The organism is Burkholderia vietnamiensis LMG 10929 (assembly GCF_000959445.1).
Taxonomy (GTDB): Bacteria; Pseudomonadota; Gammaproteobacteria; order Burkholderiales; family Burkholderiaceae; genus Burkholderia; species Burkholderia vietnamiensis.
Genome location: NZ_CP009631.1, coordinates 443,296 through 456,437, shown reverse-complemented (window position 1 = coordinate 456,437; position 13,142 = coordinate 443,296). Strand labels below are relative to the sequence as shown.

Below are 13,142 nucleotides of genomic sequence, written 5' to 3'. Positions count from 1 at the left end.
GCCGCTTACATTCGTTACAGCCGGAAACGATTCAGTCGGTGGCGCGCGCGAACTTGCGCGTAAGCTACCGGCTCAAAGCTTTGCCTCGACTCATTCACGCAGGTCATTACGATGAAAAAACTGTTCCTGATCCCCGTATTCGCGACGTTGTTCTCGTTCGGCAGCGCGGCGCACGCGCAAGTCGACCAGTCGAATCCGCAGGGTTTGATCAAGACGGCGACGCAGCAGGTGCTCGATGAAGTCAAGCAGCAGACGATCAAGCAGGGCGACACCAACCGCATCATCACGATCGTCAACAAGGACATCCTGCCGTACACCGATTTCCGCCGCACCACGCAGCTCGCGATGGGCCGCAACTGGCGCGCCGCGACGGCCGAGCAGCAGCAGCAGGTTCAGGAGCAGTTCAAGCTGCTGCTGATCCGCACGTACTCGGGCGCGCTCGCGCAGCTCAAGCCCGACCAGCAGATCCAGTACCCGCCGTTCCGCGCCGATCCGGCCGACACCGACGTCGTCGTGAAGACGGTCGCGATGAACAACGGCCAGCCGGTGCAGATCGACTACCGCCTGTACAAGACGGCCAACGGCTGGAAGGTGTACGACCTGAACGTGCTCGGCGCGTGGCTGATCCAGACGTATCAGCAGCAGTTCAACGAGAAGATCCAGCAAAGCGGCGTGGACGGCCTGATCAAGTTCCTCACGCAGCGCAACCAGGAGCTTGCCGCCGGCAAGCAGGCGTCGTGAGCGGCTTCCAAGCCGGCTCCTCGATGACCGTCGCGAGCGCGAAGGCCGCGCTCGCGGACGGTCTTGCGCGCATCGACGCGGGCGCGAGCGCCGTCGATTGCGCGACGCTGACGCAGTTCGATTCGTCGGCGCTCGCCGTGCTGCTCGCCTGGCAACGTGCCGCCCAAGCGCGCGGCACGACGCTCGGCATCGTCAACCTCCCTCCCAAGCTCGCGAGCCTCGCGCGCGCGTACGGCGTCGACGCCCTGCTCGACGGCACCGGCCGACATTGACGCTGCCCGATCGAAGCCTGCCGCGCCAGCCGGCGCGCGCACGCTTCGGGCCGCGCGCCGTCGGCGCCGGCTCCACCAGCCGGTTTGCCCTATAATCAAGCGTTTTGCGGGGCTGCCAATCGGCGTCCGGCCCCGTTTTCATTCGCAGCAAGCACAGAATAGGCGTCGCGGCCGTTGCGCCGCGCACAGTCATGTCAGCCATAGAAATCCGTCACGTCAAGAAGCGCTACAAGTCGCTTCAGGCGCTCAAGGGCGTCAGCCTGTCGGTCGAGGAAGGCGAGTTTTTCGGTCTGCTCGGCCCCAACGGCGCAGGCAAGACCACGCTCATCAGCATCCTCGCCGGGCTCGCCCGGGCCGATGAAGGCAGCATTTCGGTGCGCGGCCACGACGTCGTCAAGGATTTCCGCGGCGCGCGCCGCGCGCTCGGCGTGGTGCCGCAGGAGCTCGTGTTCGATCCGTTCTTCACCGTGCGCGAGACGCTGCGGATCCAGTCCGGCTATTTCGGGCTGCGCCGCAACGACGACTGGATCGACGAGGTGATGGCCAATCTCGACCTCACCGAGAAGGCCGATGCGAACATGCGCGCGCTGTCGGGCGGGATGAAGCGCCGCGTGCTGGTCGCGCAGGCGCTCGTGCATCGGCCGCCCGTGATCGTGCTCGACGAGCCGACCGCCGGCGTCGACGTCGAACTGCGCCAGACGCTGTGGAAGTTCATCTCGCGGCTGAACCGCGAGGGCCACACGATCGTCCTCACGACCCATTACCTCGAGGAAGCCGAGTCGCTGTGCGACCGCATCGCGATGCTGCGTCGCGGCGAAGTGGTCGCGCTCGACCGCACCGACGCGCTGCTGCGCCGCTTCGCGGGGCTGCAGCTGTATCTGCGGCTCGCGACCGGCGCGCTGCCCGCCGAGCTGCGCGGGCTGGAGACCGATCCGGCCGCGCGCGCGCCGGGCGAGCATCTGCTGCGCCTCACCAACTACGACGATGTCGAACGCATCCTCGCGCAATGCCGCGCGGCCGGCTGCACGTTCGACGAGATCGAGATCCGCAAGGCGGATCTCGAGGATGTTTTCGTCCAGGTGATGAACGGGGCCGAGGTCATCGAGGGTTTGGCATGAGCGGGTTTCAAACGCTGTTCTACAAGGAACTGCTGCGCTTCTGGAAGGTGTCGTTCCAGACGGTCTGTGCGCCGATCGTCACGGCGCTGCTGTACCTGACGATCTTCGGCCACGCGCTGTCGGGCCGCGTCGAGGTGTATCCGGGCGTCGAATACGTGAGCTTTCTGGTGCCGGGCCTCGTGATGATGAGCGTGCTGCAGAACGCATTCGCGAACAGCTCGTCGTCGCTGATCCAGTCGAAGATCACCGGCAACCTGGTGTTCATGCTGCTGCCGCCGCTGTCCTACAAGGACATCTTCGGCGCGTACGTGCTCGCCTCGGTCGTGCGCGGGCTCGCGGTCGGCACCGGCGTGTTCGTCGTGACGATCTGGTTTATCCCGATGCATTTCGCGGCGCCGTTGTTCATCATCGCGTTCGCGCTGCTCGGTTCCGCGATCCTCGGCACGCTCGGGCTGATCGCCGGGATCTGGGCCGAGAAGTTCGACCAGCTCGCCGCGTTCCAGAACTTCCTGATCATGCCGCTGACGTTCCTGTCCGGCGTGTTCTATTCGACGCACTCGCTGCCGCCCGTGTGGCGCGAGATCTCGCGTCTCAACCCGTTTTTCTACATGATCGACGGCTTCCGTTACGGGTTCTTCGGCGCGTCCGACATCAACCCGCTCGAGAGCCTCGCGATCGTCACCGGTTTCTTCGTGCTGCTCGCGATGTTCGCGATGCGGCTGCTCGCGACCGGCTACAAACTGCGTCATTGATATCGACAGGCAGCGGCCGCCGCGGGCGGCGCGCGCCGACAGGAGCCCCTCATGTTGCCGACTCCCGAACAGGTCAAGCAATACATCGCCGGCGGTCTCGCCTGCACCCATCTGGAAGTCGAAGGCGACGGCCAGCATTTCTTCGCGACGATCGTGTCGGCGGCCTTCGAAGGCAAGCGACCGATCCAGCGGCACCAGCTCGTCTATGCGGCGCTCGGCGATCGCATGAAGCAGGAAATCCACGCGCTCAGCATGAAGACGCTGACGCCCGCCGAATGGCAGAACGCATAACCGGAACCACTGAGTGCAAGTCACCGCCAACGAGCGCGACGCCGTCGAGAGCGTCGCCACGGCACACCCGGCCGCCAACGGGGAATCGCAGGGACACGGGATGGACAAGCTGGTGATCGAAGGCGGTCGCCGGCTGTCCGGCGAGATCGTCGTGTCGGGCGCGAAGAATGCGGCGCTGCCGATTCTCTGTGCGGGCCTGCTCAGCGCCGAGCCCGTCGAGCTCGACAACGTGCCGAACCTGAAGGACGTGCGCACCACGCTGAAGGTCCTGAACCAGATGGGCGTGCAGAGCGAAACGGACGGCTGCCGCGTGCGGCTCGACGCGTCGCGCGTCGACAACCTGGTCGCGCCGTACGAGCTCGTCAAGACGATGCGCGCGTCGATCCTCGTGCTGGGGCCGCTGCTCGCGCGCTTCGGCGAGGCGAAGGTGTCGCTGCCGGGCGGCTGCGCGATCGGCGCGCGCCCGGTCGACCAGCACATCAAGGGCCTGCAGGCGATGGGCGCCGAGATCAGCATCGAGCACGGCTTCATCGAGGCGCGCGCGAAGCGGCTGAAAGGCGCCCGCATCGTCACCGACATGATCACGGTCACGGGGACGGAAAACCTGCTGATGGCCGCGACGCTCGCCGACGGCGAAACGGTGATCGAGAACGCGGCGCGCGAGCCCGAAGTGAGCGATCTCGCACACTTGCTGGTCGCGATGGGCGCGAAAATCGACGGCATCGGCACCGACCGTCTCGTGATCCAGGGCGTCGAGCGCCTGCACGGCGCGCGCCATTCGGTGATCCCCGACCGCATCGAGGCCGGCACGTTCCTGTGCGCGGTCGCGGCGGCCGGCGGCGACGTGATGCTGACGGGCGTGCGCCCGCACATTCTCGACGCGGTGATCGACAAGCTGCGCGAGGCAGGCGTGTCGATCGACGAAGGCGACAGCTGGCTGCGCGTGCGGATGGACCGCCGCCCGTCGGCCGTGACGATCCGCACGTCCGAATATCCGGCGTTCCCGACCGACATGCAGGCGCAGTTCATGGCCCTCAATACGGTGGCGTCGGGCACGGCGCAGGTGGTGGAGACCATCTTCGAGAACCGCTTCATGCACGTGCAGGAACTGAACCGGCTCGGCGCGAACATCACGATCGACGGCAACACCGCGCTCGTGACGGGCGTCGACAAGCTGTCCGGCGCGAACGTGATGGCGACCGACCTGCGCGCGTCGGCGAGCCTCGTGATCGCCGGGCTGCGCGCGGAAGGCGAGACGCTCGTCGACCGCATCTATCATCTGGACCGCGGCTACGACCGCATGGAAACGAAATTGACCGCCGTCGGCGCCAACGTGCGCCGCCTCTCCGGGAGCCAAGCATGAGCGCGCCGTTGACCCTCGCCCTGTCGAAGGGCCGGATTTTCGAGGAAACCCTGCCGCTGCTGGCAGCCGCCGGCGTGCAGGTGGCCGAGGACCCTGAAACGTCGCGCAAGCTGATCCTGCCGACGACCGATCCGAACCTGCGCGTGATCATCGTGCGCGCGAGCGACGTGCCGACCTACGTCGAGTACGGCGCGGCCGATTTCGGCGTGGCCGGCAAGGACGTGCTGGTCGAGCACGGCGGCTCGGGCCTGTATCAACCGATCGATCTGAACATTGCCCGCTGCCGGATGTCGGTGGCGGTGCCGGCCGGTTTCGACTATGCGAACGCGGTGCGCCAGGGCGCGCGCCTGCGGGTTGCGACCAAGTACGTCGAGACGGCCCGCGAACACTTCGCCGCGAAGGGCGTGCACGTCGACCTCATCAAGCTGTACGGCTCGATGGAGCTCGCGCCGCTCGTCGGGCTGGCCGACGCGATCGTCGACCTGGTCAGCTCGGGCGGCACGCTGAAGGCGAACAATCTGGTCGAGGTCGAGGAGATCATGTCGATCTCGTCGCGCCTCGTCGTGAACCAGGCTGCGCTGAAGTTGAAGCGCACGGCGCTCAAGCCGTTCCTCGACGCGTTCGAACGCGCGTCGCAGAATGGCAACTGAGCGCATCACCGTAACGGAACTCCCATGGCCATCACCATCCGCAAACTCGATTCGACGCGCGACGGCTTCGACGCCGAGCTGCGTACGTTGCTCGCCTTCGAGGCGAGCGAGGACGAAGCGATCGAGCAGTCGGTCGCGAAGATCCTCGCCGACGTGAAATCGCGCGGCGACGCCGCGGTGCTCGAATACACGAACCGCTTCGACCGGCTGGACGCGGACAGCGTCGCCGCGCTCGAACTGCCGCAGGACGCGCTGCAGGCCGCGCTCGACGGCCTCGCGCCGAAGGCGCGCGCGGCGCTCGAAGCCGCGGCCGCACGCGTGCGTGCGTACCACGAGAAGCAGAAGATCGAGTGCGGCACGCACAGCTGGCAGTACACGGAAAGCGACGGCACGGTGCTCGGCCAGAAGATCACGCCGCTCGACCGCGTCGGGCTCTACGTGCCGGGCGGCAAGGCCGCCTATCCGTCGTCGGTGCTGATGAACGCGATTCCGGCGCGCGTGGCGGGCGTCGGCGAGATCGTGATGGTCGTACCGACCCCCGACGGCGTGAAGAACGACCTCGTGCTGGCCGCCGCGCTGCTCGGCGGCGTCGATCGCGTGTTCACCATCGGCGGCGCGCAGGCGGTCGGCGCGCTCGCGTACGGCACGGCCACGGTGCCGCCGGTCGACAAGATCTGCGGCCCGGGCAATGCGTACGTCGCATCGGCGAAGCGCCGCGTGTTCGGCACGGTCGGCATCGACATGATCGCCGGCCCGTCGGAAATCCTCGTGCTGTGCGATGGCACGACCGATCCGAGCTGGGTCGCGATGGACCTGTTCTCGCAGGCCGAGCACGACGAGCTCGCGCAGTCGATCCTGCTGTGCCCGGACGGCGCGTTCCTCGAGCGCGTCGAGAAGGCGATCGACGAGCTGCTGCCGACGATGCCGCGTCAGGACGTGATCCGCGCGTCGCTCGAAGGGCGCGGCGCGCTGATCAAGGTGCGCGACATGGCCGAAGCGTGCCGGATCGCGAACGACATCGCGCCCGAGCACCTCGAAATTTCCGCGCTCGAGCCGCAGCAATGGGGCCAGCAGATCCGCCATGCCGGCGCGATCTTCCTCGGCCGCTACACGAGCGAGAGCCTCGGCGATTACTGCGCCGGCCCGAACCACGTGCTGCCGACCTCGCGCACCGCGCGCTTCTCGTCGCCGCTCGGCGTGTACGACTTCATCAAGCGCTCGAGCGTGATCGAAGTCAGCGCCGAAGGCGCGCAGACGCTCGGCGAGATCGCCTCCGAGCTCGCCTACGGCGAAGGGCTGCAGGCGCACGCGCGCAGCGCCGAACTGCGGATGAGGGGGTGATGCGCGCCGGCGCCGACGCGAACGCATCGGCGCCGCAGCGTGAGGAGACTTCCGTGCAGGGCGGCAGCCGCCGCCTTGCCGACCATTTGATGCCGGCGCGACGCACGCCGGCTGGACACCATGACCACGCCACAAGACATCATCCGCCGCGACGTGCTCGCGATGACGAGCTACCCGGTGCCCGACGCGAGCGGCTTCGTGAAGCTCGACGCGATGGAGAACCCGTATCCGCTGCCCGCGCCGCTCGCCGCCGCGCTCGGCGAGCGCCTCGCGCAGGTCGCGCTGAACCGCTATCCGGCGCCGCGCCCCGGTGCGCTGCTGGACAAGCTGCGCCGCACGATGGGCGTGCCGGCCGCGTGCGACGTGCTGCTCGGCAACGGCTCCGACGAGATCATCAGCATGATGTCGGTCGCCTGCGCGAAGCCCGGCGCGAAGGTGCTCGCGCCGGTGCCGGGCTTCGTGATGTACGAGCTGTCGGCGAAGTTCGCGCAGCTCGAGTTCGTCGGCGTGCCGCTGAAGGCCGACCTTACGCTCGACGCAGACGCAATGATCGCGGCGATCGCCGAGCACCGGCCGGCGCTCGTCTATCTGGCGTACCCGAACAATCCGACCGGCACGCTGTACGACGCAGCCGACGTCGAGCGGATCATCGCGGCTGCGCGGCACAGCCTCGTCGTGATCGACGAGGCGTACCAGCCGTTCGCGCAGCACTCGTGGCTGCCGCGCGCGGCCGAGTTCGACAACGTCGTCGTGATGCGCACGGTGTCGAAGCTCGGGCTCGCCGGGATCCGCCTCGGCTATCTCGCCGGGCTGCCCGCGTGGCTGACCGAATTCGACAAGGTGCGCCCGCCGTACAACATCAACGTGCTGACGCAGGCGACCGTGGATTTCCTGCTCGACCACCTCGACGTGCTCGACGCGCAGGCAGCCGAGCTGCGTGCGGAACGCACGCGCGTCGCGCAGGCGGTCGCCGCGCTGCCGGGCGTGACCGTGTTCCCGAGCGCCGGCAATTTCCTGCTGGTGCGCGTGCCCGATGCGGCCGCCGTGTTCGATGCATTGCTCACCGAGCGGGTGTTGATCAAAAACGTGAGTAAAATGCACCCATTGTTGGCCGAATGCGTGCGACTGACCGTCGGTTCCCCGGACGAAAACGCACGCCTCCTGGCTGCGCTGAAACTCGCACTGCGCGGTTGAGCCGGGCGCGCGGCGCGCAACGATCAACCCCCATTTACATCAGACTCATTCAAGGAATTGCCATGCGTGTGGCGGAAGTCGTTCGCAATACCAGCGAAACGCAGATCCGTGTGAAGCTCGACCTCGACGGTACGGGCCGGCAGAAGCTGGCCACCGGCGTGCCGTTTCTCGACCATATGCTCGACCAGATCGCGCGCCATGGTCTGATCGATCTCGAGGTCGAAGCGCATGGCGACACGCATATCGACGACCACCATACGGTCGAGGACGTCGGCATCACGCTCGGCCAGGCGGTCGCGAAGGCCGTGGGCGACAAGAAGGGCATCCGGCGCTACGGCCATTCGTACGTGCCGCTCGACGAGGCGCTGTCGCGCGTCGTGATCGACTTTTCGGGCCGGCCGGGCCTCGAATTCCACGTGCCGTTCACGCGCGCGCGCATCGGCACCTTCGACGTCGACCTGTCGATCGAATTCTTCCGCGGGTTCGTGAACCACGCGGGCGTCACGCTGCACATCGACAACCTGCGCGGGATCAACGCGCACCATCAGCTCGAAACGGTGTTCAAGGCCTTCGGTCGCGCGCTGCGTGCGGCGGTCGAGCTCGACGAGCGCGCGGCGGGGCAGATTCCGTCGACGAAGGGCAGCCTCTAACTTCCGGACGGACAGGACGCCAACGACAACCTGACGGCTTCGGCGCGCCGCGCCGGCTCGCGATGGATCTGCTCAAATCGTTCATTTCGCTGCTTGCGCTGATCAATCCGGTCGGCGCGGTGCCGTTCTTCCTGAGCCTGACCGCGCAGCAGACGGAGCACGAGCGGCGCCGCACGATCCGGATCGCGTCGGTGTCGGTGTTCTGCGTGATGACGATCACGACGCTGCTCGGCCAGCAGATCATCGATTTCTTCGGCATTTCGGTCGGCTCGCTCGAAGTGGGGGGCGGGATCATCATGCTGCTGATGGCGATCAACATGCTGAACGCGCAGATCGGCAATACGCGATCGACGCCCGAGGAACGCGACGAGGCCGAGCTGAAGGACAACATCGCGGTCGTGCCGCTGGCGATTCCGCTGCTGACGGGCCCCGGCTCGATCAGCACGGCGATCATCTATGCGGCGAACTCGCATCACTGGTATGAACGGGCGGGGCTCGTCGCGATCGGCGCGGTCCTCGCTCTGCTGTGTTTCCTCGCGATGCGGCTTGCCGAGCCGATCGCGAACTGGATCGGCCGCACCGGCATCAACATCGCCACGCGGCTGATGGGTCTGATGCTGTCGGCGCTGGCGGTGGAATTCATCGTCAATGGACTGAGGGCGCTACTGCCTGCACTGAGATGAAAACTTCGATTGCGATTGTGGATTATGGGATGGGCAACCTGCGCTCGGTGGCGCAGGCGCTCAAGAAGGCCGAACCGGCCGCCGACGTGGCGATCGTCGACACGCCGGCCGCGATTCGCGCGGCCGACCGCGTCGTGCTGCCCGGCCAGGGCGCGATGCCCGACTGCATGCGCTGCCTCGGCGAATCGGGGCTGCAGGAGGCGGTGCTCGAGGCGTCGCGCACGAAGCCGCTGCTCGGCGTGTGCGTGGGCGAACAGATGCTGTTCGACTGGAGCGCGGAAGGCGACACGAAGGGCCTCGGCCTGTTGCCGGGCAAGGTTCTGCGCTTCGAGCTCGAAGGCCGGCTGCAGGACGACGGCTCGCGCTTCAAGGTGCCGCAGATGGGCTGGAACCGCGTGCATCAGTCGCGCTCGCACCCGCTGTGGGAAGGCGTGCCCGACGACGCGTATTTCTACTTCGTGCACAGCTACTACGTGAGCCCGGAGAACCCGCAGCACACGGTGGGCGAGACGGCTTACGGCGCGCCGTTTACGTCCGCGGTCGCGCGCGACAACATCTTCGCGACCCAATTCCATCCGGAGAAAAGCGCGGAGGTCGGCTTGCGTCTGTATCGCAACTTCGTGCACTGGCAGCCGTGAACGTCGCGTCCGAGCCACAGTGGGCGGGCGGCAAACGCCCGTCGCGCGGGGCTCGCACGCGTCTGCACCGAAAGAGTTGTACTAAACTAGCGAGACGGCGCGGCACCGGTTTGGCCGGTACGCGCCCGATTCTTTTCATCTTCCACGACGACACCCGATTGCTATGCTGCTGATTCCGGCCATCGATCTCAAAGACGGTCAGTGTGTGCGCCTCAAACAGGGCGATATGGACCAGGCCACGATTTTCTCCGAGGACCCGGCGGCGATGGCCCGCAAGTGGGTCGATCTCGGCGCCCGGCGGCTTCACCTGGTCGACCTGAACGGCGCATTCGCCGGCAAGCCGAAGAATCTCGAGGCGATCGAAGCGATCCTCGAAGAGGTCGGCGACGAAATCCCCGTGCAGCTGGGCGGCGGCATCCGCAGCCTGGAGACGATCGAGAAGTATCTCGACGCCGGCCTGTCGTACGTGATCATCGGCACCGCCGCCGTGAAGAATCCGGGCTTCCTGCAGGACGCGTGCACCGCGTTCTCGGGCAGCATCATCGTCGGGCTGGACGCGAAGGACGGCAAGGTCGCGACCGACGGCTGGAGCAAGCTGACGGGCCACGAAGTGATCGATCTCGCGCGCAAGTTCGAGGATTACGGCGTCGAATCGATCGTCTACACCGATATCGGCCGCGACGGGATGCTTCAGGGCATCAACATCGACGCGACCGTGAAGCTCGCGCAGGCGGTCGGCATTCCGGTGATCGCGAGCGGCGGCCTGTCGAACCTGACCGACATCGAGAATCTCTGCGAAGTGGAAGAGCACGGCGTCGAAGGCGTGATCTGCGGCCGTGCGATCTACTCCGGCGATCTCGATTTCGCGGCCGCGCAGAAACGCGCGGACGAACTGAACGGCGAACTCGACGACGCGTAAGCGCGCCCGTCCCGTTCGCCGGGGCCGCCACCGGGCGGCCCCGATCGGGCGTCTCGCGCGAGACGCTCGCAACCGGCCGTCCCACCGCGGCCAATGGCGCAACATCATGGCTCTAGCTAAACGCATCATCCCCTGCCTGGACGTGACTGCCGGGCGTGTCGTCAAGGGCGTCAACTTCGTCGAGCTGCGCGATGCCGGCGATCCCGTCGAAATCGCGCGCCGCTACGACGAGCAGGGCGCCGACGAACTGACGTTCCTCGACATCACCGCGACCTCCGACCAGCGCGACCTGATCCTGCCGATCATCGAAGCGGTCGCGTCGCAGGTGTTCATTCCGCTGACCGTCGGCGGCGGCGTGCGCGCCGTCGAGGACGTGCGGCGCCTGCTGAACGCGGGTGCGGACAAGGTCAGCATGAATTCGTCGGCCGTCGCCAATCCGCAGCTCGTGCGCGACGCGGCCGACAAGTACGGCTCGCAGTGCATCGTCGTCGCGATCGACGCGAAGCGCGTGTCCGCGCCTAACGAAGCGCCGCGCTGGGAAGTCTTCACGCACGGCGGCCGCAAGGCCACCGGCCTCGACGCGATCGAATGGGCGCGCAAGATGGCGGAGCTCGGCGCGGGCGAGATCCTGCTCACGAGCATGGACCGCGACGGCACGAAGTCGGGCTTCGACCTCGCGCTCACGCGCGCGGTGTCGGACGCGGTGCCGGTGCCGGTGATCGCGTCGGGCGGCGTCGGCTGCCTGCAGGATCTCGCGGACGGCATCAAGCAAGGCCACGCCGACGCGGTGCTGGCGGCGAGCATCTTCCACTATGGCGAGCACACGGTCGGCGAGGCGAAGCACTTCATGGCCGACCAGGGCATCGCGGTGAGGCTGTGATGACGACCGACACGCAATCCCTGCCTGCATGGCTGGACAAGGTCCGCTGGGACGACAACGGCCTCGTGCCGGTGATCGCGCAGGAAGCGGCGACCAACGACGTGCTGATGTTCGCGTGGATGAACCGCGAAGCGCTGGCGAAGACGATCGAGACGCAGCGGGCCGTCTACTATTCGCGCTCGCGCAAGCGCCTGTGGTTCAAGGGCGAGGAGTCGGGCCACGTGCAGCACGTGCACGAGGTGCGGCTCGACTGCGACGAGGACGTCGTGCTGCTGAAGGTCGAGCAGGTGTCGGGCATCGCCTGCCACACCGGCCGGCATTCATGCTTCTTCCAGAAATTCGAAGGCACCGTCGAGAACGGCGACTGGGTCGCGGTCGAGCCGGTGCTGAAAGACCCCGAACACATCTACAAATGACGCAATCGACCGAAGACACGCTGCTGCGCCTCGCGGCCGTGATCGATAGCCGCAAGGGCGGCGACCCCGAGCAATCTTATGTATCGCGCCTGTTCCACAAGGGCGACGACGCGGTGCTGAAGAAGATCGGCGAAGAGGCGACCGAAGTCGTGCTGGCCGCGAAGGACGTGCGCCAGGGCGGCGCGCCGACGGCGCTGGTCGGCGAAGTGGCCGATCTGTGGTTCCACTGCCTCGTGATGCTGTCGCATTTCGACCTGAGCCCGGCCGACGTGATCGCCGAGCTGGAGCGTCGCGAAGGCCTGTCGGGCATCGAGGAAAAGGCGCTGCGCAAGCGCCGCGAGCGCGAGGCGAACGGCGGCTGACGGCGGCTGACGATTCGCGGCGTGCCGCGCATGCAGCCGTGCGGTAAGCTGTAAGAATTGTCATCTGACGGGGGTAGCATCATGACCGATACGCCGAGCCAGTTTCCGACACCGTCGGTGCCGGACGCAGCGCAAGCCGAGCGCCTGAACGGCCTGCGCACGTTGACGCACGTGCTGTACGGCCTCTATGCGTTTCATTGGCTGACCGGCGGCGTGACCGGCATCATCGCGATCATCATCAACTACGTGAAGCGCGACGACGTGGCCGGCACGCCGTACGCCGATCACTTCGAGTGGCAGATCCGCACGTTCTGGCGCGCGCTCATCGCGTACGTGATCGGCTTCGCGCTGATGTTTGTCGTGGTGGGGTTTGCCGTCATGTTTGTCACGTGGATCTGGACGCTGTACCGTATCATCAAAGGTTGGCTGTACCTGAACGACAACAAGACGCTCGATCCGCAGGCCTGGCTCTGACGGTGCGCGGGCGTTTCGCAGGAGCAACATGAGTCACGATCCGAATTGCCTGTTCTGCAAGATCGCGGCGGGCGAGATCCCGAGCACGAAAGTGCACGAGGACGACGAATTCGTCGCGTTCCGCGACATCCGCCCGGCAGCCGACACACACGTGCTGGTGATTCCGCGCCGGCACCTGCCGACGCTGTCGGCGGCGAACGAAGCCGATGCGCCGATGCTCGGCCGGCTGATGCTGCTGGTCGCGCGTCTGGCCGATCAGCTGGGCGTCGCGTACACGGGCGGCGAGACGGGGTTTCGCACGGTGATCAATACGGGCCCGGGCGGCGGGCAGGAGGTCTACCACCTGCACGCGCACATTCTGGCCGGCCCGCGCCCGTGGCAGCGGATGGGTTGACGTC

General features: G+C 66.8%; 18 protein-coding genes. All 18 read left to right on the top strand.

Annotated features, from left to right (window positions below; genetic code table 11):
* Positions 1–111: 111 nt before the first annotated feature.
* The 18 genes from AK36_RS12035 to AK36_RS11950 all read left to right on the top strand — a co-directional run bounded on the left by AK36_RS12035 (position 112) and on the right by AK36_RS11950 (position 13,138).
* A complete protein-coding gene (locus AK36_RS12035) occupies positions 112–741 on the top strand; it encodes an MlaC/ttg2D family ABC transporter substrate-binding protein (protein WP_011883047.1) in 630 nt (209 codons plus the stop codon).
* The gene (locus AK36_RS12030) at positions 738–1,013 is read left to right on the top strand and encodes an STAS domain-containing protein (RefSeq protein ID WP_045578583.1); all 276 of its coding nucleotides are present in this window, start codon (positions 738–740) and stop codon (positions 1,011–1,013) included. Before AK36_RS12035 ends, AK36_RS12030 begins: the two co-directional genes overlap by 4 nt.
* Positions 1,014–1,204: 191 nt before the next feature.
* Complete coding sequence (locus tag AK36_RS12025; protein ID WP_011883049.1) at positions 1,205–2,131, top strand: ABC transporter ATP-binding protein; 927 nt, start codon at positions 1,205–1,207, stop codon at positions 2,129–2,131.
* Positions 2,128–2,883 carry an ABC transporter permease gene (locus tag AK36_RS12020; protein WP_011883050.1) on the top strand — a complete coding sequence of 252 codons (756 nt, stop codon included), beginning with the start codon at positions 2,128–2,130 and terminating at the stop codon, positions 2,881–2,883. The genes AK36_RS12025 and AK36_RS12020 overlap by 4 nt, the downstream gene beginning before the upstream one ends.
* Positions 2,884–2,934: 51 nt before the next feature.
* The gene (locus AK36_RS12015; protein ID WP_006477131.1) at positions 2,935–3,174 is read left to right on the top strand and encodes a BolA family protein; all 240 of its coding nucleotides are present in this window, start codon (positions 2,935–2,937) and stop codon (positions 3,172–3,174) included.
* Between the two features lie 13 nt (positions 3,175–3,187).
* Entirely contained in the window at positions 3,188–4,537 is a 1,350-nt protein-coding gene (murA, locus tag AK36_RS12010; RefSeq protein WP_011883051.1) for a UDP-N-acetylglucosamine 1-carboxyvinyltransferase, read from the top strand.
* Positions 4,534–5,187, top strand: a complete 654-nt coding sequence (gene hisG, locus AK36_RS12005) for an ATP phosphoribosyltransferase (RefSeq protein WP_011883052.1) — start codon at positions 4,534–4,536, stop codon at positions 5,185–5,187. Before murA ends, hisG begins: the two co-directional genes overlap by 4 nt.
* 24 nt (positions 5,188–5,211) lie before the next feature.
* Positions 5,212–6,528, top strand: a complete 1,317-nt coding sequence (gene hisD / locus AK36_RS12000; protein WP_011883053.1) for a histidinol dehydrogenase — start codon at positions 5,212–5,214, stop codon at positions 6,526–6,528.
* A gap of 120 nt (positions 6,529–6,648) precedes the next feature.
* Entirely contained in the window at positions 6,649–7,722 is a 1,074-nt protein-coding gene (gene hisC / locus AK36_RS11995; RefSeq protein ID WP_045578582.1) for a histidinol-phosphate transaminase, read from the top strand.
* A 62-nt stretch (positions 7,723–7,784) separates the two neighbouring features.
* Positions 7,785–8,372, top strand: a complete 588-nt coding sequence (hisB, locus tag AK36_RS11990; protein WP_006765368.1) for an imidazoleglycerol-phosphate dehydratase HisB — start codon at positions 7,785–7,787, stop codon at positions 8,370–8,372.
* Positions 8,373–8,434: 62 nt separating this feature from the next.
* Positions 8,435–9,055 (top strand): YchE family NAAT transporter, encoded by a 621-nt coding sequence (locus AK36_RS11985; RefSeq protein WP_011883055.1) that lies wholly within the window; start codon positions 8,435–8,437, stop codon positions 9,053–9,055.
* Positions 9,052–9,693 (top strand): imidazole glycerol phosphate synthase subunit HisH, encoded by a 642-nt coding sequence (hisH, locus tag AK36_RS11980; protein WP_011883056.1) that lies wholly within the window; start codon positions 9,052–9,054, stop codon positions 9,691–9,693. The genes AK36_RS11985 and hisH overlap by 4 nt, the downstream gene beginning before the upstream one ends.
* A gap of 163 nt (positions 9,694–9,856) precedes the next feature.
* Entirely contained in the window at positions 9,857–10,612 is a 756-nt protein-coding gene (gene hisA / locus AK36_RS11975; RefSeq protein WP_011883057.1) for a 1-(5-phosphoribosyl)-5-[(5-phosphoribosylamino)methylideneamino]imidazole-4-carboxamide isomerase, read from the top strand.
* A gap of 106 nt (positions 10,613–10,718) precedes the next feature.
* The gene (gene hisF / locus AK36_RS11970) at positions 10,719–11,492 is read left to right on the top strand and encodes an imidazole glycerol phosphate synthase subunit HisF (RefSeq protein ID WP_011883058.1); all 774 of its coding nucleotides are present in this window, start codon (positions 10,719–10,721) and stop codon (positions 11,490–11,492) included.
* Positions 11,492–11,908: a phosphoribosyl-AMP cyclohydrolase gene (gene hisI / locus AK36_RS11965; RefSeq protein ID WP_011883059.1), complete on the top strand. Its 417-nt coding sequence runs from the start codon at positions 11,492–11,494 to the stop codon at positions 11,906–11,908. Before hisF ends, hisI begins: the two co-directional genes overlap by 1 nt.
* The gene (locus AK36_RS11960) at positions 11,905–12,270 is read left to right on the top strand and encodes a phosphoribosyl-ATP diphosphatase (RefSeq protein WP_011883060.1); all 366 of its coding nucleotides are present in this window, start codon (positions 11,905–11,907) and stop codon (positions 12,268–12,270) included. The genes hisI and AK36_RS11960 overlap by 4 nt, the downstream gene beginning before the upstream one ends.
* 81 nt (positions 12,271–12,351) lie before the next feature.
* Entirely contained in the window at positions 12,352–12,744 is a 393-nt protein-coding gene (locus tag AK36_RS11955; RefSeq protein ID WP_011883061.1) for a DUF4870 family protein, read from the top strand.
* Between the two features lie 28 nt (positions 12,745–12,772).
* Entirely contained in the window at positions 12,773–13,138 is a 366-nt protein-coding gene (locus AK36_RS11950; RefSeq protein WP_045578581.1) for a histidine triad nucleotide-binding protein, read from the top strand.
* Positions 13,139–13,142: the final 4 nt, after the last annotated feature.

Coding starts and splice junctions, on each gene's coding strand:
- hisD (WP_011883053.1), top strand. CDS start 5,212: ATGGCCATCACCATCCGCAAACTCGATTCGACGCGCGACGGCTTCGAC.
- AK36_RS12015 (WP_006477131.1), top strand. CDS start 2,935: ATGTTGCCGACTCCCGAACAGGTCAAGCAATACATCGCCGGCGGTCTC.
- hisI (WP_011883059.1), top strand. CDS start 11,492: ATGACGACCGACACGCAATCCCTGCCTGCATGGCTGGACAAGGTCCGC.
- AK36_RS11955 (WP_011883061.1), top strand. CDS start 12,352: ATGACCGATACGCCGAGCCAGTTTCCGACACCGTCGGTGCCGGACGCA.
- hisB (WP_006765368.1), top strand. CDS start 7,785: ATGCGTGTGGCGGAAGTCGTTCGCAATACCAGCGAAACGCAGATCCGT.
- hisH (WP_011883056.1), top strand. CDS start 9,052: ATGAAAACTTCGATTGCGATTGTGGATTATGGGATGGGCAACCTGCGC.
- AK36_RS11950 (WP_045578581.1), top strand. CDS start 12,773: ATGAGTCACGATCCGAATTGCCTGTTCTGCAAGATCGCGGCGGGCGAG.
- hisA (WP_011883057.1), top strand. CDS start 9,857: ATGCTGCTGATTCCGGCCATCGATCTCAAAGACGGTCAGTGTGTGCGC.
- hisF (WP_011883058.1), top strand. CDS start 10,719: ATGGCTCTAGCTAAACGCATCATCCCCTGCCTGGACGTGACTGCCGGG.
- AK36_RS11985 (WP_011883055.1), top strand. CDS start 8,435: ATGGATCTGCTCAAATCGTTCATTTCGCTGCTTGCGCTGATCAATCCG.
- hisG (WP_011883052.1), top strand. CDS start 4,534: ATGAGCGCGCCGTTGACCCTCGCCCTGTCGAAGGGCCGGATTTTCGAG.
- AK36_RS12025 (WP_011883049.1), top strand. CDS start 1,205: ATGTCAGCCATAGAAATCCGTCACGTCAAGAAGCGCTACAAGTCGCTT.
- AK36_RS12035 (WP_011883047.1), top strand. CDS start 112: ATGAAAAAACTGTTCCTGATCCCCGTATTCGCGACGTTGTTCTCGTTC.
- AK36_RS12020 (WP_011883050.1), top strand. CDS start 2,128: ATGAGCGGGTTTCAAACGCTGTTCTACAAGGAACTGCTGCGCTTCTGG.
- AK36_RS11960 (WP_011883060.1), top strand. CDS start 11,905: ATGACGCAATCGACCGAAGACACGCTGCTGCGCCTCGCGGCCGTGATC.
- hisC (WP_045578582.1), top strand. CDS start 6,649: ATGACCACGCCACAAGACATCATCCGCCGCGACGTGCTCGCGATGACG.